Source organism: Pseudorhodoferax sp. Leaf267, assembly GCF_001422405.1.
Taxonomy (GTDB): Bacteria; Pseudomonadota; Gammaproteobacteria; order Burkholderiales; family Burkholderiaceae_C; genus Pseudorhodoferax.
On sequence record NZ_LMMV01000025.1, the window covers coordinates 305209 to 322429 of the forward strand.

The 17221-nt window shown below is 66.3% G+C and carries 17 protein-coding genes and 1 pseudogene; 13 read left to right on the top strand and 5 right to left on the bottom strand.

The window, feature by feature from the left end; genetic code table 11:
- The first annotated feature begins 10 nt into the window (after positions 1-10).
- The 5 genes from ASF43_RS31025 to ASF43_RS26590 all read left to right on the top strand — a co-directional run bounded on the left by ASF43_RS31025 (position 11) and on the right by ASF43_RS26590 (position 3132).
- Positions 11-559 carry a phosphatidylglycerophosphatase A gene (locus ASF43_RS31025; RefSeq protein WP_056188191.1) on the top strand — a complete coding sequence of 183 codons (549 nt, stop codon included), beginning with the start codon at positions 11-13 and terminating at the stop codon, positions 557-559.
- Positions 556-1041, top strand: coding sequence for a CinA family protein (locus tag ASF43_RS31030; RefSeq protein ID WP_369803341.1), 486 nt, complete (start codon positions 556-558; stop codon positions 1039-1041). Before ASF43_RS31025 ends, ASF43_RS31030 begins: the two co-directional genes overlap by 4 nt.
- Positions 1042-1111: 70 nt before the next feature.
- Positions 1112-1564, top strand: a complete 453-nt coding sequence (locus tag ASF43_RS26580) for a MarR family winged helix-turn-helix transcriptional regulator (protein ID WP_056188194.1) — start codon at positions 1112-1114, stop codon at positions 1562-1564.
- 61 nt (positions 1565-1625) lie between these two features.
- Positions 1626-2045 carry an organic hydroperoxide resistance protein gene (locus tag ASF43_RS26585; protein ID WP_056188197.1) on the top strand — a complete coding sequence of 140 codons (420 nt, stop codon included), beginning with the start codon at positions 1626-1628 and terminating at the stop codon, positions 2043-2045.
- 46 nt (positions 2046-2091) lie between these two features.
- Positions 2092-3132 (top strand): serine/threonine protein kinase, encoded by a 1041-nt coding sequence (locus ASF43_RS26590; RefSeq protein WP_056188200.1) that lies wholly within the window; start codon positions 2092-2094, stop codon positions 3130-3132.
- 9 nt (positions 3133-3141) lie between these two features.
- On the opposite strand, the gene ASF43_RS26595 is transcribed toward ASF43_RS26590, so the two are convergent.
- Both ASF43_RS26595 and htpG read right to left on the bottom strand, forming a co-directional pair.
- Positions 3142-3492, bottom strand: a complete 351-nt coding sequence (locus ASF43_RS26595; protein WP_056188201.1) for a hypothetical protein — start codon at positions 3490-3492, stop codon at positions 3142-3144.
- Positions 3493-3506: 14 nt separating this feature from the next.
- Positions 3507-5549: a molecular chaperone HtpG gene (gene htpG, locus ASF43_RS26600; protein WP_056188203.1), complete on the bottom strand. Its 2043-nt coding sequence runs from the start codon at positions 5547-5549 to the stop codon at positions 3507-3509.
- Positions 5550-5783: 234 nt separating this feature from the next.
- Between htpG and aqpZ the strand changes: the two genes are divergently transcribed.
- The gene (gene aqpZ, locus ASF43_RS26605; protein ID WP_056188206.1) at positions 5784-6479 is read left to right on the top strand and encodes an aquaporin Z; all 696 of its coding nucleotides are present in this window, start codon (positions 5784-5786) and stop codon (positions 6477-6479) included.
- A 22-nt stretch (positions 6480-6501) separates the two neighbouring features.
- Here aqpZ and ASF43_RS26610 read toward each other — a convergent pair whose 3' ends face one another.
- A complete protein-coding gene (locus tag ASF43_RS26610; RefSeq protein ID WP_369803343.1) occupies positions 6502-7326 on the bottom strand; it encodes a pseudouridine synthase in 825 nt (274 codons plus the stop codon).
- A gap of 483 nt (positions 7327-7809) precedes the next feature.
- Between ASF43_RS26610 and ASF43_RS26615 the strand changes: the two genes are divergently transcribed.
- From ASF43_RS26615 to ASF43_RS26625, 3 genes and pseudogenes are all read left to right on the top strand, one after another.
- Positions 7810-8079 (top strand): hypothetical protein, encoded by a 270-nt coding sequence (locus ASF43_RS26615; RefSeq protein WP_056188210.1) that lies wholly within the window; start codon positions 7810-7812, stop codon positions 8077-8079.
- On the top strand, positions 8080-8349 hold the full coding sequence (gene infA, locus ASF43_RS26620; protein WP_056188213.1) for a translation initiation factor IF-1: 270 nt from the start codon (positions 8080-8082) through the stop codon (positions 8347-8349). It begins immediately after the preceding gene.
- Between the two features lie 90 nt (positions 8350-8439).
- Positions 8440-8808: pseudogene (locus tag ASF43_RS26625) on the top strand (RNA recognition motif domain-containing protein); the annotation flags it as partial.
- A 46-nt stretch (positions 8809-8854) separates the two neighbouring features.
- Here ASF43_RS26625 and ASF43_RS26630 read toward each other — a convergent pair.
- Complete coding sequence (locus ASF43_RS26630; protein ID WP_082498189.1) at positions 8855-11245, bottom strand: bifunctional diguanylate cyclase/phosphodiesterase; 2391 nt, start codon at positions 11243-11245, stop codon at positions 8855-8857.
- Entirely contained in the window at positions 11242-11856 is a 615-nt protein-coding gene (locus ASF43_RS26635) for a methylamine utilization protein (protein ID WP_056188222.1), read from the bottom strand. Before ASF43_RS26635 ends, ASF43_RS26630 begins: the two co-directional genes overlap by 4 nt.
- Before the next feature lie 290 nt (positions 11857-12146).
- Here ASF43_RS26635 and ASF43_RS32075 point away from each other — a divergent pair, with 290 nt between their 5' ends.
- The 4 genes from ASF43_RS32075 (at position 12147) to ASF43_RS26655 (ending at position 17057) form a co-directional block, all read left to right on the top strand.
- The gene (locus ASF43_RS32075) at positions 12147-12554 is read left to right on the top strand and encodes a pilin (protein WP_056188225.1); all 408 of its coding nucleotides are present in this window, start codon (positions 12147-12149) and stop codon (positions 12552-12554) included.
- Between the two features lie 119 nt (positions 12555-12673).
- Complete coding sequence (locus ASF43_RS26645; protein ID WP_056188228.1) at positions 12674-12922, top strand: hypothetical protein; 249 nt, start codon at positions 12674-12676, stop codon at positions 12920-12922.
- Positions 12923-12942: 20 nt separating this feature from the next.
- Positions 12943-15330, top strand: a complete 2388-nt coding sequence (locus ASF43_RS30210) for a tetratricopeptide repeat protein (protein WP_082498190.1) — start codon at positions 12943-12945, stop codon at positions 15328-15330.
- A gap of 5 nt (positions 15331-15335) precedes the next feature.
- On the top strand, positions 15336-17057 hold the full coding sequence (locus ASF43_RS26655; RefSeq protein ID WP_235578388.1) for a PglL family O-oligosaccharyltransferase: 1722 nt from the start codon (positions 15336-15338) through the stop codon (positions 17055-17057).
- Positions 17058-17221 lie beyond the last annotated feature (164 nt).

Genomic DNA, 17221 nt, shown 5'->3' on the forward strand with positions numbered 1-17221 from the left:
CAGGCATTCCATGACCACCGACCTGCCCGAAATCGCCCCGCAAGCCGCGCCAGCATTGGCGCCGCGCCGCCCTACGCCGCGCTTCATGCTGTCGCATCCGGCACACTGCATCGCGCTCGGATTCGGCTCCGGCCTGTCGCCCGTGGCGCCCGGCACGGCAGGCACGCTGTGGGCCTGGCTGGCCTACGTGGTGCTCACGGGCTGGCTGGATGCGGTGCAGATCGGCTGGCTCATCGCAGCCTCGCTGCCCGTGGGCTGGTGGGCCTGCACGGTGTGCGCGCGCAACCTGCGCATCGCCGACCCCGGCGCCATCGTGTGGGACGAGGTGGTGGCCTTCTGGCTGGTGCTGTGGCTGGTGATGCCCGTGGGCTTCTGGGGCCAGCTGGCCGCGTTTGCGCTGTTCCGTTACTTCGACGCCGCCAAGCCCGGCCCGGTGGCGTGGGCCGACCAGGCTTTCAAGGGCGGCGGCGCGCGCGGCGGCTTCGGCATCCTGTTCGACGACCTGGTGGCGGCGTTCTGCACGCTGCTGGTGCTGGCCCTGTGGAGGTTTCTGTGGTGAGCGATTCCCTTCCCGATCTCGTCGAACGCCTGGCCGCGCAACTGCGCGCCAAAGGCTGGATGATGGCCACGGCCGAGAGCTGCACGGGCGGCCTGATCGCCGGCGCCTGCACCGACCTGGCGGGCTCCAGCGACTGGTTCGAGCGCGGCATCGTGAGCTACTCGAACGCGGCCAAGACCGAGCTGCTGGGCGTGGATGCGGCCGTCATCGCGCAGCACGGCGCCGTCAGCGAGCCCGTGGCGCGCGCGATGGCGCAGGGCGCAGTGATGCGGTCGCATGCCCAGCTGGCCGTGGCCGTGACCGGTGTGGCCGGCCCGGGCGGAGGCAGCGCGGACAAACCCGTCGGCATGGTCTGGTTCGGCTGGGCCTGGCCCGGTGGCGTGCACAGCGAGGTCCAGCATTTCGCGGGTGACCGCGCGGCGGTGCGCGCCGCCACGGTGCGCCACGCGCTGGCGCGGCTGTCGGCCTTGCTGGAGGCTTGAGCGGTCTCGGCCGTTTCAAGTGGTTGCAATTGAATTGCACACAATTGAATTGTTCGTTAGAATTCGACCCATGGCGTCCCCGCGAACAACCCTGAACGAGCAAGCACTGCAGCTGGACCACCAGCTGTGCTTCGCCTTGTACTCGGCTTCGCTCGCGATGACCAAGCTCTACAAGCCCCTGCTCGAAGAGCTGGGCCTGACCTACCCGCAGTACCTGGCCATGCTGGCGCTGTGGGAGCGCGATGGCCTGTCGGTCTCCGAGCTCGGCGAGCGGCTGTTTCTCGATTCCGGCACGCTCACGCCCTTGCTCAAGCGGCTGGAGGCGGCCGGCCTCATCGCCCGCATCCGCGCCGTGGAAGACGAGCGGCGTGTGCACATCTCGCTCACCGCCGAGGGCCGCAAGCTCAAGGCCCGCGCCGCGCGCATCCCCGGCTGCGTGCTGGCGGCCTCGCAGTGCTCGGTGGCCGAGATCCAGGCCCTCACGCAGCAGGTGCGCGCACTGCGCGAACGCCTGGGCAGTTGATCCTTTCCACCCATCCCAACCCCGCTTCAGCCGAAGCATCACCCAGAAGGAAGACAGCACCATGACCACCACCCTCGACAAGGTTCTCTACACCGCCAGCTCCCACACCACCGGCGGCCGTGACGGCGCCGGCAAGACCTCCGACGGCCGCCTGGACGTCAAGCTCAGCTCGCCCGGCACCTCGGGCACCGGCACCAACCCCGAGCAGCTGTTCGCCGTGGGTTACTCGGCCTGCTTCATCGGCGCCATCAAGGCTGTGGGCGGCATGAAGAAGATCGCCGTGCCCGAAGGCGTGGCCGTCGATGCCGAAGTCGACCTCGGCCCCACGTCGCATGGCTACGGCATTGCCGTGCGACTGAAGGTCGCGTTGCCGGGCATGGAGCGCGAAGCCGCCCAGGCGCTGGTCGACGCCGCCCATGGCGTGTGCCCGTACTCCAACGCCACGCGCGGCAACATCCCGGTCGAGATCACCCTGGTCTGATCACGCACCGGCGGCGCGGGGGCAGCCCCCGCGCCACAATCGCCGGATGCATCCTGATTCCCTGTTCGGCGCCAGCAGCCGCCATCCCTACGACGCGCTGACCCCGGACCGCGTGCTCGACGCGCTGGACAGCATCGGCCTCATCGGCGATGGCCGGCTCATGGCGCTGAGCTCCTACGAGAACCGCGTCTACCAGGCGCACCTGCAGGACCCCCCCGACGGCGTGCCCGACATCGTGGTCGCCAAGTTCTACCGGCCCGGCCGCTGGAGCGAGGCGCAGATCGTCGAAGAGCATGCGTTCGGCACGCAGTTGGCCGAAGCAGAAGTCCCCGCCGTCTGCCCGCTGGTCATTGGCGGCACCACGCTGCACCGTTTCGAGGAATTCTTCTTCTCCGTCTGCCCGCGTCGCGGCGGCCGTTCCCCCGAGCTCGACGACTTCGAAGTGCTGGAGTGGATCGGCCGCTTCCTCGCGCGCATCCACACGGTGGGCGCGGCCCAACCTTTCGTGGAACGCCCGGCACTCGACCTGGCGAGCTTCGGCGCGGCCTCGCGCGAATGGCTGCTGGGCAACCAGATGGTGCCGCTGGACGTGCAGGCCGACTGGGACAAGGCCTGCACGCGCGCGCTCGAAGTGGTGGCCGCCAGCCCGCTGGCCGATGTCGGCAAAGGCATCGCGCAACTGCGCCTGCATGGCGACTGCCACCCCGGCAACATCCTGTGGACCCCGACCGACCGCCCCGGCGGTGGCCCGCACTTCGTGGACCTGGACGATGCCCGCATGGGCCCTGCGGTGCAAGACCTGTGGATGCTGCTGTCCGGCGACCGCAAGCAGCGCACGCTGCAGCTCTCTGGCCTGCTGGACGGCTATGAGCAGTTCCGCAGCTTCGACCGGCGCGAGCTGGCGCTGATCGAGCCGCTGCGCACCTTGCGCCTCGTCCACTACAGCGCCTGGCTGGCGCGGCGCTGGGCCGACCCGATCTTCCCGGCCAATTTCCCGTGGTTCGGCAGCAGCGACTACTGGCAGGGCCAAGTCGTCATGCTGCAGGATCAGGTCGAAGCGATGGAAGAAGAGCCGCTGAACGTCTGAAGCCGGGCCTCAGCGCGGCTTGTCGTTTTTCGGATCCTTGGGATCGTAGATCACGGTGCCGGTGCCCACACCGGCGCCGACCCGGGCTCCGCCGCCCACGCCGGTGCTGACACCCACACCGGCGCCGGCCGAGACCTGGCCGCTCTGGTTCACGCCCACCCCCACGCCGACGGGGCCGGCGCCTGCGCCGACGCCCACGTTCACGCCACCGGAGCCGACACCGACGCCCAGCGACACACCCGGAAAGATCGGGATGCCGATGCCCACGCCGGCCGCGCAGGCCGACAGCAGGCCGGCAACGGCGAGCAGCGCCAGCAGCCTGGTGGATCGGTGGCGAGACGGCGCGGTCGATGTGGACATGGTGGTTTGGACCTTCAGACCAGCAAAGCGTTCACTCGGCGCACGTAGGCCGCGGGATCGTCGGGCAGTCCGCCTTCGGCCAGCAGGGCCTGGTCGAACAGGATATGGGCCAGGTCGTGGAAGTGCACCGAGCCCTCCAGTTTCTTGACCAGCGGGTGCTCGGCGTTCACTTCCAGCACCGGCTTGACTTCCGGTGCCTGCTGGCCGGCCTGCTTGAGCATGCGGGCCAGCTGCGTGCTCATGCCGTGGTCCTGCACCACCAGGCAGGCCGGCGAGTCGACCAGGCGCGTGGTCACGCGCACGTCCTCGGCCTTGTCCTTGAGCGCTTCCTTGAGCTTGGCCAGCAGCGGCTTGAAGGTCTCGGCGGCTTCCTCGGCCGCCTTCTTCTCGTCCTCGTCCTGCAGCTTGCCCAGGTCGACCGCGCCCTTGGCCACGGACTGCAGCGGCGTGCCGTCGAACTCGTTGAGGTAGTTCAGCGCCCACTCGTCCACGCGGTCGGTCATGAGCAGGACTTCGATGCCCTTCTTCTTGAACACTTCGAGCTGCGGGCTGTTCTTGGCCGCGGCCAGGCTGTCGGCCGTGATGTAGTAGATGGCCTCCTGGCCTTCCTTCATGCGGCTCTTGTAGTCGGCAAAGGACACGGTCACGGCGTCGGACTGCGTGCTCGCAAAGCGCAGCAGCTTGGCCAGCCGCTCGCGGTTCGCGAAGTCTTCGCCCAGGCCTTCCTTGAGCACCGAGCCGAACTCGGCGTAAAAGCGTGCGTACTTGTCGGACTCGTCGGCGTGCTGGGCCGAGGCATCGGCGGCCGTCGTGGTGTTCTTGTCCACCACGTCGCTGACGTCGTTGCTGCCCAGGGCCTCGGTCGGCTCGGGCGCCGGCACGGATTCACCCGAGCCCACGTCGATCTTGCCCTCGTTGCTCTCGGGCACGGTCTTTTGCTTCTTCGCCAGGTCCTCCAGCATGGACAGCACGCGCTTGGTGCAGCCGTCGCGGATCGCGCGCACGTCGCGGCTTTCCTGCAGCAGCTCGCGGCTCACGTTCAGCGGCAGGTCGGCCGAGTCAACCACGCCCTTCACGAAGCGCAGGTAGGTCGGCAGCAGCGCCTCGGCGTCGTCCATGATGAACACGCGCTTGACGTAGAGCTTCAGCCCGCCCTTCTTGTCGCGGTTCCACAGGTCCATGGGGGCCTTGGACGGGATGTAGAGCAGCTGCGTGTACTCGGTGCTGCCTTCCACGCGGTTGTGCGTGTAGGCCAGCGGGGCCTCGTGGTCGTAGCTGATCTGCTTGTAGAACTCGTTGTATTCCTCGGCGCTCACGTCCTTCTTGGGACGCGACCACAGGGCCGTGGCCTTGTTCACGGTCTCCCACTCGTCGGTGAGCACCATGTCACCGCCCTTGTTGTCCTCGCCTTCCTTCCACTCTTCCTTGCGCATCAGGATGGGCAGGGAGATGTGGTCGGAGTACTTGCTGATGACGGACTTGAGCTTCCAGGTGCTCAGGTATTCCTCGGCATCGGGCCGCAGGTGCAGCGTGACGCTGGTGCCGCGCGCCGGGCGATCGATGGTTTCGACCTCGAAGTCGCCCGTGCCGCCGGAGATCCAGCGCACGCCTTCGCTGGCCGGCAAGCCGGCGCGGCGCGACTCGACCGTGATCTTGTCGGCCACGATGAAGCCCGAATAGAAGCCCACGCCGAACTGGCCGATCAGCTGCGCATCGACCTTCTGGTCGCCGCTGAGCTTGCCCATGAACTCCTTGGTGCCGCTCTTGGCGATGGTGCCCAGGTTGGCGATGGCCTCGGCCTCCGACAGGCCGATGCCGTTGTCGGTGATGGTCAGTGTCTTGGCGGCCTTGTCGAAGGACACACGCACTTCCAGGTTGGGCGCGTCTTCGTACAGCTTGCCGTCGTTCAGCGCCTCGAAACGCAGCTTGTCGCAGGCGTCGGACGCGTTGGAGATCAGCTCGCGCAGGAAGATCTCCGGGTTGGAATACAGCGCATGCGTGACGAGGTGCAGCAGCTGGGCCACTTCGGCCTGGAACGAAAGGGTTTGCTTGGTCATGGATGTCGCAGAAGCTGGAAAAGCACGCCAACCGGGCGTGCCGCGGGAAACCGGCAATTATGGGCCGCCATAAAAATCTTCAAGTTGTGAACTAAGTCGTCGCCCGGTGCCAACAAGTTACAGGATGTGCAGATTCGCTTACTTTTTGCGCGGATCGCGCTCTTGACAATTTGGCCCGGACGCATGGGACGTTCGCCCAGCCACATCAAGCAAACCACACAAGAAAGAACTCACATGGACAGCAACATCAAGAAATGGACGGCTGAATTTCTCGGCACCTTCTGGCTCACCTTCGGGGGTTGCGGCAGTGCCGTGCTGGCCGCCGCCTTCCCGGGGGTCGGCATCGGCCTGTTGGGCGTCTCGTTCGCCTTCGGCCTCACGGTGCTGACCGGCGCCTACGCCTTCGGCCCGATCTCGGGCGGCCACTTCAACCCTGCCGTGTCGGTCGGCCTGGCCGTCGGCGGGCGCTTCCGCTGGGCCGAGCTGCCAGGCTATGTGATCGCGCAGGTGCTGGGCGCCATCGCCGCGGCCGGCGTGCTCTACCTGATCGCGACGGGCAAGGCCGGCGTGGAAATCGGCGGGTTCGCCAGCAACGGCTACGGCGAGAATTCGCCCGGCAAGTACAGCCTGACGGCGGTGCTGATCGCCGAAGTCGTGCTGTCCGCCATCTTCCTGCTGGTGATCCTGGGCAGCACCGCCAAGCGGGCACAGGGCGGCTTTGCCGGCATCGCCATCGGCTTGTGCCTGACGCTGATCCACCTGGTGTCCATCCCCGTGTCCAACACCTCGGTGAACCCGGCGCGCAGCACCGGCCCGGCGCTGTTCGCGCAGACCGGCGCGATGGGCGACCTGTGGCTGTTCTGGGTGGCGCCGATCGCCGGTGCCGTGCTGGGCGCGCTGATCTACCAGGCCGTGCTGAGCGACGACTGATGGGCGGGGCCGGGGGAGGCCGTCAGAAGCTCTCGCCCGGCGCCAGGTAGCGCCACTGGCCCGGCGGCAGCCGGCCCAGAACGATGCGGCCCATGCGGATGCGCTTGAGGCCCACGACCTTCAGGCCGACCTGCTCGCACATGCGCCGGATCTGGCGCTTCTTGCCCTCCGTCAGCACGAAGCGCAGCTGCTCGGCGTTCTCCCACTCCACCACGGCCGGCTTGAGCGGCTTGCCGTCCAGCGACAGGCCGTGGCGCAGCCGCGCCATCTGCGCGGGAGGGAAGGCCGCGCGCACGTCGCTGGCGCGCTCGCCCAGTTGCACGCGCACCAGGTATTCCTTTTCCATCAGCGCGTCCTCGCCGATCAGCTGGCGCGCCACGCGGCCGTCCTGCGTCAGCACCAGCAGGCCCACGGAATCGATGTCCAGCCGGCCGGCTGGCGCCAGGCCGCGCAGCTGGGCGGGGTCGAAGCGTTGCGGCGCGCGGTCCTCGGCCCAGCGGTTGCGCGCGGTGAACAGCGTCACCGCCGGCTCATGGCCGTCCTCGGCCTGGCCGCTCACATAGCCCATGGGCTTGTGCAGCAGCACCGTGACCTGGCGCGCCTGCTGGCCCTGGGCCGCGCGCTCCACCGTGATCTGGTCGCCCGGCAAAACCTTCTGCCCCATGACGGCGGGCGCGCCGTTCACCAGCACCCAGCCCTTGGCGATCCAGTCGTCGGCCTCTCGGCGCGAGCTGAGGCCTTGCTCGGCCATGCGCTTGTTCAGCCGCATGGGCTCGGCGGGCGCAGCTGGGGCGGCGGCCTTGGGAATGCGGCGGATCGGCGGCGCGGGCGGGCGGGGGGCGTTCATGCGGACGAGGGGGAGGGCGCGCCGGCAGCGGCGCGCGGGCAGTCTACGCCAGGCCTCAGCGGCTCCCGGTGGTGGCTGGCAGGTTGCACGCCCCGCCGGTGCGGCGACAGTGCCCATCCGGTGCGTTGGCGGCGCGGCCCCATGGTTCAAAGGGAGATTCGAAAAACGTTTGGATTTCACATGCGCGTTTGCGGCTACACTTGCGCGCCTTGCTGCGACGTGCTCTCTGACGCGGCAACTGTCGTCTGACGCGGCGCTCGCCTTCCCAGAGCCGCACGCCACACCTCCTCGATCGATCCCACTCGGTCCCCGCGGTCGTCAACCACATCCCTAGCGGCGAGCCAAACGGGTCGGGATACCTGATTTCCCCCGACCGCTCCAAGCCATCTGGCGACCCTGTCGTCCAGAACCCGCCCGACCTCGAACAAGGCTGGGCACCTGTAGCGTTTACGCGCCGGGCCGGTTGAGGCCCGTGCGGCATTGATGACCAAGATTCACGACACCAACATTTCTCTGGGCAAGTACCTCGTTTCTCCCCTGATCCGCATGACCGAGGCCGGCGCGTACCTGGCTTCCGTTTCCGTGCGCAGCGGCCGTGGCAGCGGCACCCATGACCGCGTCTTCCGCTTCGCAGACATCTTCCCCACGCGCGAAAGCGCCCGGCGCTACGCCGTCGAACAGGGCCTGCGCTTCGTGCTGCCGCGTCTGCCGGCCAGCGGGCCCTTCCAACCCTCACCGCAAGGAACCCTCTGAATGAGCAAAGAAGAACTGATCGAGATGCGCGGCAAGGTCGAGGAAGTGCTTCCCGACTCGCGCTTTCGCGTCACGCTGGAAAACGGCCACTCGCTGGTGGCGTACACCGGCGGCAAGATGCGCAAGCACCGCATCCGCATCCTGGCCGGCGACAACGTATCGCTGGAACTGTCTCCCTACGATCTGACCAAGGGCCGCATCACCTTCCGGCACCTGGACACACGCTCCGGGCCACCCACACCACGGCCGGCCCGGTCGTTCTCACGCTAGTGGCCGCTGGATCTCCAGCGACCGCTCGTTCCACCGCACAGCCGCACTACACCCGCGTCTGCGCATCACTTGTTTTTTAAAGGAATTGCCATGGGCAACAGAATCTATGTGGGCAACCTGGCCTACTCCGTCCGCGACGACAGCCTGAACGACCGCTTCGCCGAATTCGGCACGGTCAACTCGGCCAAAGTCATGATGGACCGCGACAGCGGCCGCTCCAAGGGCTTCGGCTTCGTGGAAATGGCAACCGACGCTGAAGCGCAAGCCGCGATCGCCGGCCTGCACGACCAGATGGTCGACGGCCGCGCCATGGTGGTCAACGAAGCCCGTCCGCGCGAAGAGCGCTCGGGTGGCGGCGGTGGCTACGGTGGTGGCGGCGGCGGCTACGGCGGCGGTGGCGGCCGTTCCGGCGGTGGCGGCGGTTACGGCGGCGGCGGCGGCGGTGGCTACGGCCGCGGCTGATCCATCCGCTGACTGAATGCAAAGGGCCCGAAAGGGCCCTTTTTCATGGAAGCGGGGCCGTCTGCTGCCACTGCGCGCGCCAGCCGGCGAACTCCAGGGCCGGGATTGGCCGGCCCATGTGGTAGCCCTGGGCCTCGTCGCAGCGCAGCGCGCGCAGCTGGTCCCAGATGTCGGCCGTCTCCACGCCCTCGGCCACGACCGACAGCCCCAGGTTGTGCGCCAGGTCGATCGTCGAGCGCACGATCTTGGCGTCGTCCGGGTCGCGCGCCATGCCCATCACGAAGGATTTGTCGATCTTCATCTCGTCCACCGGCAGCCGCTTGAGGTAGGCCAGCGACGAGTAGCCGGTGCCGAAGTCGTCGATCGACAGCTTGAAGCCCAGCTCGGCCAGCCGGTTCAGCGTGAGCTCGGCGCGCTGCGGGTCGTCCATGATCGCGCTCTCGGTGATTTCCAGGCACAGGCCGGTGGGCGCCACGCCATGGCGCGTCAGCAGCTCCATGAGCTTGGCCGGCAGCTCCGGGTCCATCAGGTCGCGCGTGGAGAGGTTGACCGACACGCGCAGCAGGCCGTCCTCGGGCTGCAGGCCGGCCCACTGGCGCGCCACTTCCTCGAACATCCACAGCGTGAGCCGGCGCACGAAACCGGTCTGCTCGGCGAACGGGATGAAGTGGTCCGGCCGCACCATGCCGCGTTCGGGATGCAGCCAGCGGATCAACGCCTCGGCGCCGACCACACGGCGGTCGGCCAGCGCGATCTTGGGCTGCAGGAACAGCCGCAGCTCGCCATGCTCGACCGCATGGCGCAGCTCGGACAGCAGCGACAGCGTCTGCGTGCTGGTCGAGTCCTGCGCCGGGTCGTAGAGCTGCACGGCCGTCGTGCGGCTCTTGGCCGCGTACATGGCGACCTCGGCCCGGCTCAGCAGCGTGTCGGCGTCGTCGGCATGCGTGGGCCAGCAGGCGATGCCGGCCGCGGCCGACAGGTCCACACGCTGGTCCTCCAGGCTCATGGGCTGCACGAAGCTCTCGCCCAGCAACTGCGCCGTCGTCATCGCGCTGGCCGGGTCGGCCGCCGGCAGCAGCACGGCGAACTGGTCGCCCCCCATGCGCGCGAGCAGGCCGCCGATCCCTTCCAGGCGTTCCAGCAGGCGTTCTGCCACGGCCTTGAGCAGCCGGTCGCCCATGGCATAGCCCAGCACGTCGTTCACATGCTTGAAGCGGTCCAGGTTCAGCACGATGACGGCCAGCGGCGCATGGCTGCCCCCGGCCTGGCGGTCGGCGATCGCCTCGCGCACTGCGTCGCGGAACCGCGTGCGGTTCGGCAGGCGCGTGAGCCGGTCCCAGTAGGCCAGCTGGCGGATCTCGTTCTGGCTCAGCGCGATGTTCTGGCGCATGCGGTCGAAGGCATTGGCCAGGTCGCCGATCTCGTCGCGCCGCTCGGTGTGCTGCATGCGCTGCTCGTACTGGCCGCGGCCCAGGCGCTCGGCGGCCTGCAGCAGCGAGCGCAGCGGCGTCGTGACACGCTGCGCCGTGACCACGCTGCCCAGCGAGAACAGCAGCACGCCCAGCCCGGTGATGATGGCCAGCACCGCCTGGATCTGCGCGAACGGCGCCTTCACTTCGCTGAGCGAACGCAGCAGCAGCGTGCGCACCTCGCCGTTGCTGGCGCGCAGGTCCACACTGTGCGTGACCATGGTGTCGCCGTCCACCGGGAACTCGGACACGTCCAGGCCCGCGGCCTGCAGGGCCTGCAGGTCGGTCGGCTTCAGGGTGCTGATGCCCAGCTGCGCCGCGGCAGCATCGCCCTGGCCCTGCGTGATGAGAGCCACATGCACGCCCGACAGCTGGCGCATGTCGTCGGCCAGGCCGGCCGTCAGCGGGAACCCCATCACCACCCAGCCGATCACCAGCGGCGCGCGCATCGGCACCATCACGAACTGGTAGGGCGTGTGGCCCACCAGCGCAATCTGCGCGCCCTGTTCGCTGCGCGACAGCGTGCCGGCCAGCGCCTGCAGCACGGGCGAGATCGCCGCCGCATCGGGCGTGTCGCCCAGCGCGCGCAGCTGCAGCCGCGTGTCCAGCAGCGCCGTCAGGTCCGCGCCGATGCGTGCGCCGTGGTTGTCCAGCGCTGAGCGGATGGTCTCCAGGTCGCCCGAGCCCACCGCGTCGCGGAACGCGTAGTCGGCTGCCAGCAGCGCCGCGCCCTGGCGCAGGTTCTGCGCGTTTTGCTCCAGCAGCCGGCGCCACACGCGCTCACCCACCTGCAGCTCGTGCTGGATCTGCGCGCGCGCATTGCGCTCGATGCTGCCGCGCACGACCAGGAACACGGCCGCCTGCACGATCAGCAGCAGGGCGAGCGATGGCACGAGGATGCGCGTGGACAGCCGCCAGTCCGCCCAGGCACCCGCCGGCCAGCGCCACCAGGCGGGCCGCTTCATGGAACCAGGCCGGCCACCTTCACCGTGACGGCGCCGCCCGCGGCGGCCAGGGCCAATGGCTGGTCGGTCGGCGGCGCGCCCACCGGCAGGTTCTGGTGCCACACGCGCAGCCGGTAGTTGCCGGGCGGCACATCGTTCAGCGCCAGCTTGCCGTCGGCGCTGGCGCGGCCGTAGTGCGGCGTCTCGACGATCACGACCCAGGCCGCCATGGTGTCGTGGATGTTGCAGCCCAGCACGGCGATGCCCGGCTTGTCAAATACCACGGGGCTGGCCGGCGTGCCGATGTAGAGCTTGAGCTCGAACTTCACGGGCGCGAACGAATACACATGGTGCCGCACCGTGTCGCGGTTCGGGAACGTGACCGCCGTGCCCACCGGCACCACGTTGACCTGCGGTGCGAATTGCCTGGATGCCTGTGCGATCTCGAAGAGATGCAGCGGCTTGACGGCGGCCTTGGCCTGCGCCGACTCGAGGAACACGATGGCATCGGCCAGTGGCTTGCCGGCGTCGTCCTGCACCTGGACCTGCAGGCCGGCGGCATGGGCGGCTGTGCTGCCCAGCAGCGCCATCAGCGCGGCGACCGGCAGGCGACGGGAGGCGGATGGCGGCATGGAAGCGGGGTGTTGACGCACGGCCGGTGGATTATGGCCAGCGGCCTGGGCTGGGGCCAGCGGCGTTACAGGCACGGGTGGCGCGAGGCCGAGGTGTGATGACAAAAATGTCAGCGAGCCAGCCAAAAATGATGCGCTGCGCGGTCGGGCGCGGTCGCACTGGGGCTGAAACGTGCAGAAAGTCGCGGAAATGGACGGGATGCGGGGCGCGTGGACGTTGGCACGCAACCTGCGGATGAAAGTGGCGCAACGAATTTTCTGTTCTTTTCTTACCACTAGGAGTTTGTCGAATGAAGCGGTCCATCCAAAAGGGTTTCACCTTGATCGAACTGATGATCGTCGTGGCGATCATCGGCATCTTGGCGGCTGTGGCGCTGCCGGCGTATCAGGACTACACGGTGCGGGCGAAGGTGTCCGAAGTCATGCTTGCCGCTTCGTCCGCGAAGACCGCGGTGTCGGAAGCGGCGTCTACACTGAACACGTTGCCTTCCACGGCCAGTGTCGATGTGCAGAGCCAGCAGTCGAAGTACGTTTCTAGCGTGGCCTGGGACGGCTCGAAAATCACGGCTATGGCGCGCGGTGACACGACGATCTCCGGCAGCACGATCGAGATGGCCGCGACCTACGCAAGTGGCCAAGTGAATTGGACTTGCGGCGGGACGATCCTGGCGAAGTATCGCCCGGCCAGCTGCAAGTAACTATCGCATTCTGCGATGCCATGAGAGGCCCTCTGCGGAGGGCCTTTTTCAGTTTGATGCCTTGGGTTGGTATGTTTGCCCTATTCGATGCCCGTGCAGCCAAGGAGTTTGGAAAATCCATGGCAGACGTTTTCATGCAACGTGTGCCCCGGGAGTCCAACTGGACGGCGAAGGACTTCAACGCCAAGAGTCGTCAGGCAATGCGCGAGCTGGAAAAGCGTGTCGCTCTTTTTCAGCGCAGTAACGCGCTGAACACTTACAAGATCGCGCAGATGGCCAACACGTTCAAGTGGACGCTGCGCGATGCTGGTTACGAACATCAGTATGTGGACGACCTCACTCAGTGGCTCGTCGAGCGTGTCCGGTGAGTGCGCGTCGAGATCGTTTCATGCTGGGTAAGTGGGCAAGAAGCTTTGAGAGCGCACGCGGTGCGCTGTTGCGGCGGCTCGAGCAGAGATTGGGGCTGCAGCCCAAGCCTGTGGCCAGAGGTATCGCCGACATCGACAGGATACGAGAAGGCAATGACTTGCTCGATGTTGGGGATTTTGCAGCTGCCCTGCGCTGCTACGAAGAGGCCTGCCAGGCGTCGCCAAACCGGCATGAGGCCTGGCTAAACCGTGGGTTTGTTTTGTTGGAGTTCGGCCGTCAAAGCGAAGCGCAGGTATGCCTTCACCAGGCATTGGAGCTGCATCCGCAGGATGCCGATGCCTGGTACCTGCTTGGCGGCATCTTCGAGCGGCAGGACGACTGGCCGCGGGCAGTCGACGCTTATCGCCGATCAATCGCTCTGCAGCCGGCCTTTTCGGAAGCCTACAGGGATCTAAGCCGTCTGCACCACATGAGAGGCGAGCGCGAACTGGCGAAGTCCGCCGTTTTGGAAGGACTGGCCAGGGTCCCGGATGCAGCGGATCTACATGTCTACCTGGGCAACGTCTGGCTGGAAGAGCAGGATTCACGTGCCGCAGAGGCCAGCTTCGTTCAGGCACTGCGCCTGCAACCTGATCATGCCGCAGCCGGATTGAACCTAGCTTCGATACGCGCGAAGCAGGGTCGAACGACGGACGTTGAACTTTTGTGCGCCCGTGCGTTGCAAGCAGATCCACGAAGTGCCTCATTTCTCGTGCAGGCTGCAGAGATCTACTTGTCGGTGGGCTGGCGGAATCAGGCGCTGGAATATCTTCAGCGCGCACTTGCCATCGAGCCTGCACACGCGTCTGCGCATGCTGGCGCTGCATTGGTCTTGATGGATCAAGGTCGGTTGTCTGAGGCGGAAACCCACTCACGATGTGCCATAGAAAATGCCCCATCGGTTGCCGCGCATCACAACCTGATCGGTGTGATCCGGCAAGAGCAGGGTGCTCTGGAGCTTGCGGCCGCGGATTTTCGGCGGGCATTAGAAATCGATCCGGGGTTCGCGCTTGCGCGTACCAACGCCGGGTCGTGCCATTTGCTCAGCGGTCGGTTGGGCGAAGCGATTGCCGACTATCGATTGGCGCTCGAACTGGATCCGACGAGCAGTAGTGCGAACAGCAACCTGCTATTTGCCCTGAATTACGACCCCGATCTATCGTCGGAACAGATTTTCCAGGCATATCAAGAATTCGACCGATCCGTTGGGCTACCGGTGGCGGTCTTGCAGAGCCCCTACGAAAACCTGTCGATGCGAGGGCGGCGCCTGCGCATTGGATACGTGTCACCCGATTTCCGCCAGCACACGGTGATGCGGTTTCTTGAGCCCGTGCTGGCGCATCATGACAAGCTCAAGGTCGATGTCTATGCCTATTCGGAGGTCATGAGGGAAGATGTCGTCACGGAGCGCGCGAAAACGCACGTGACCGCGTGGAGAAACACTGCTGGACAATCTGACGAGGCAGTGGTGGCGATGATCCGCGATGACCGGATTGATGTGTTGATCGACGTGGCCGGCCACACGGCAGGCAATCGCTTGCGCGTCTTCGCACACCGGCCTGCGCCGGTGTCGGTGTCCTGGATGGGCTATGGCTACACCACCGGACTTTCGGCGATCAGCTATTTCTTGACAGATGCCATCTGTGCGCCTGTAGGCAGCGATAGGCTGTTTGCAGAACGTCCTTGGAGAATGGCGAGAACCTGCTACGTCTACCGCCCAGGCGATGGGATGGGCGAGGCGGGAGAACTTCCGGCAAAGAGGTGTGGCGTGATTACTTTTGGCACGCTCACCAGGCCCATACGGATCAATGCCCGAGTGGTACGCACCTGGGCTCGGATCCTCCGTCAGGTGCAGGGCGCGAGGCTGGTCATCGATAGCAAGAGCTACGGTGATGCCGATACGCGCCAGCACCTCGTGGCGCAATTTGCAGCGGAAGGCATCGATGAATCCCGTTTGCGCGTTGGCTATCATTCCCCGCCCTGGGACTTGATGCGGGAGATCGACATCACGCTGGACTGCTTCCCACACAACTCCGGCACCACACTGTTCGAGTCTCTGTACATGGGCGTGCCGTTCGTCACGCTCTCTGGCCGGCCCAGCGTGGGGAAGCTAGGGGCTGCGATCTTGCACGGTTGCGGCCATCCAGAGTGGGTCGCGGCGTCCGAAGACGAATATGTGGACATCGCAGTGCGCTTGGCACACGACTGGGAAGCGCTGGCGACGGTGCGCGCCAGTCTGCGACAGGAGTTGGAGCAAAGCGAATTGATGGACGAGGCAGGCTTCACGCGGGACATCGAGAAGGTTTACGTCGAGATGTTCTGCGAGTGGGAGCGCAATGTTCGCCCCGGCCGCCTGGACGCCTTTTGAAGACGGTGGCCGCTCTCAGGGATGCCATCGCGTCCCCCTTCTGGGCGACGGTTTGGGCACTGGGCTTGGCACTTGCCTGGCTGGTGCCGAATCATTTCCTGCCGTGGCCCTCTTTTCATATGGACGCGTGGGCCGGATGCATGGGGGTGCTCGGCGCAGGCGCGCTTTGGGTGCGGAATCGCGCGCGAAGCTCATTCCCCGTTTCGGCGTGCATGGTGGCCGCCTGCGGGTGCCTGCCTTGGCTGCAGGTCGCGTTGGGCATCGTTCCGTTTGCGGGCCAGGCCTGGATGGCGTCCCTGTACCTGTGGGGCCTGGCGTGCGCGATTTGGATGGGCTATCACTGGGAGCGTGCTGCGCCCAATCAATTGTCCAACACACTCTTCGTCGCCATTCTCGTATCCGCCGTGGTGTCAGTGTGGCTGCAACTCTCGACTTGGCTGGATCTGTGGAGTGGAGGTTTCCTGGAGATTTGGTGGTCCATGACCCTAACGGGTGACCGGCCCTACGCGAATTTCGGGCAGCCAAACCTGCTCGCCACGTTCTTGGTTTGGGGCCTGCTCGCATGCCTGTGGTTCTACATCGGTGGGCACTTCCGCGGCGGCACGGCCGTTCTGCTGGCCGCCTACTTGCTCATCGGCATTGCATTAACGCAGTCACGCATGGCGACGCTGGTCCTGGCCAGCGGGCTGCTTGCAACCTGCTGGTGGCGCAGCCTTTGGCCTTCTCCACGGATGCCTTGGGTATGTCTGGGTCTGTTCGCCTTTTTTCTGCTATGCCCAGTCTTGCTGGGCTGGCTACAAGTCGTGCTGGACGTTGGCCCGGAACGGGACTTCCAACGCCTGGGCGCGTGGGCGGGCACACGAGAGCTGCGGGTCGCAGCCTGGCGTACCTTTGCCTTGGCGGTGCTGGAACGGCCTTGGCTAGGCTATGGATGGAAAGAATTGGTTGAAGCGCAACTCGCGGTCGCCGACCGGTTGCCGCCGTTGCGCGTGGCCTTCGCCCATACCCACAATTTAGTGCTTGACCTGCTGGCATGGTGCGGCATTCCGATGGGCCTTGCTATCGTAGGCGCGCTCCTGTGCTGGTCGTGGCGCACGGCGCGCTCAGTGCGTTGCGCCAAGGGGGCTGTGCTGCTGATGGTGGTAGCAGCGATCGGCATTCATGCGATGCTGGAGTTCCCGCTGCACTACGCCCACTTCCTGCTTCCGGTAGGAATGTTGGCAGGCATCCTGGACGCCCGGCGCGGTGTCAGAGTCGCGTGGACTGGTCCGCGCTGGATCTCCGGCTTGGTGCTGCTGGCAGTGGCAGCCATGCTCGCCGCGGTCATACGGGACTACCTGCGTGTCGAGCAGGCCTACACGGTGCTGAGGTTTGAGCAACAGCGTATCGGGTCTGCTCATCTACATCCGGCGCAACCGCCCGACGTGCTCGTGCTGACTCAGATGCGAGAGTGGTTCCGCTTCGCACGCGACGACGTTCGATCTGGCATGGATGATGAGGAAATGGCCAGGTCGATGCACGTCGCATCTACCTTCCCGACGACTGCGGCATTTCTCCGGGTTGCCACCATGTTGGCGGTCAATGGGCGGCCGGAGGAGGCCGGCCACTGGTTGGGCAAGATATGCCCTCTGATCGACGAGCAGAGCTGCACAGCGGTCGAGAGCCTGTGGAAGGAGCGGGCACTGTCCGATGCCCGACTGCAGGAGGTCGCTTGGCCGACGCCGTGAACCACGACGTTGGCGTAGCCCGCGCTGGTGTGCAACACGACATGTCGCCGCTGCTCGCGGCCATCGTGTCGTTGTTGATGATGTACCCATGGCTCAACCCCATGGCCCCCGGACCCGTCCCCTCCGTCTTTCCCTGGCTTCTGAGTGCATTGCTGGTGTGCTTT

What these genes read in the sequence shown, in the direction of transcription:
- ASF43_RS31025 (WP_056188191.1), top strand. Translation starts at nt 11, where the DNA reads ATGACCACCGACCTGCCCGAAATCGCCCCGCAAGCCGCGCCAGCATTG.
- ASF43_RS26580 (WP_056188194.1), top strand. Translation starts at nt 1,112, where the DNA reads ATGGCGTCCCCGCGAACAACCCTGAACGAGCAAGCACTGCAGCTGGAC.
- ASF43_RS26585 (WP_056188197.1), top strand. Translation starts at nt 1,626, where the DNA reads ATGACCACCACCCTCGACAAGGTTCTCTACACCGCCAGCTCCCACACC.
- ASF43_RS26590 (WP_056188200.1), top strand. Translation starts at nt 2,092, where the DNA reads ATGCATCCTGATTCCCTGTTCGGCGCCAGCAGCCGCCATCCCTACGAC.
- ASF43_RS26595 (WP_056188201.1), bottom strand. Translation starts at nt 3,492, where the DNA reads ATGTCCACATCGACCGCGCCGTCTCGCCACCGATCCACCAGGCTGCTG.
- htpG (WP_056188203.1), bottom strand. Translation starts at nt 5,549, where the DNA reads ATGACCAAGCAAACCCTTTCGTTCCAGGCCGAAGTGGCCCAGCTGCTG.
- aqpZ (WP_056188206.1), top strand. Translation starts at nt 5,784, where the DNA reads ATGGACAGCAACATCAAGAAATGGACGGCTGAATTTCTCGGCACCTTC.
- ASF43_RS26610 (WP_369803343.1), bottom strand. Translation starts at nt 7,326, where the DNA reads ATGAACGCCCCCCGCCCGCCCGCGCCGCCGATCCGCCGCATTCCCAAG.
- ASF43_RS26615 (WP_056188210.1), top strand. Translation starts at nt 7,810, where the DNA reads ATGACCAAGATTCACGACACCAACATTTCTCTGGGCAAGTACCTCGTT.
- infA (WP_056188213.1), top strand. Translation starts at nt 8,080, where the DNA reads ATGAGCAAAGAAGAACTGATCGAGATGCGCGGCAAGGTCGAGGAAGTG.
- ASF43_RS26630 (WP_082498189.1), bottom strand. Translation starts at nt 11,245, where the DNA reads ATGAAGCGGCCCGCCTGGTGGCGCTGGCCGGCGGGTGCCTGGGCGGAC.
- ASF43_RS26635 (WP_056188222.1), bottom strand. Translation starts at nt 11,856, where the DNA reads ATGCCGCCATCCGCCTCCCGTCGCCTGCCGGTCGCCGCGCTGATGGCG.
- ASF43_RS32075 (WP_056188225.1), top strand. Translation starts at nt 12,147, where the DNA reads ATGAAGCGGTCCATCCAAAAGGGTTTCACCTTGATCGAACTGATGATC.
- ASF43_RS26645 (WP_056188228.1), top strand. Translation starts at nt 12,674, where the DNA reads ATGGCAGACGTTTTCATGCAACGTGTGCCCCGGGAGTCCAACTGGACG.
- ASF43_RS30210 (WP_082498190.1), top strand. Translation starts at nt 12,943, where the DNA reads ATGCTGGGTAAGTGGGCAAGAAGCTTTGAGAGCGCACGCGGTGCGCTG.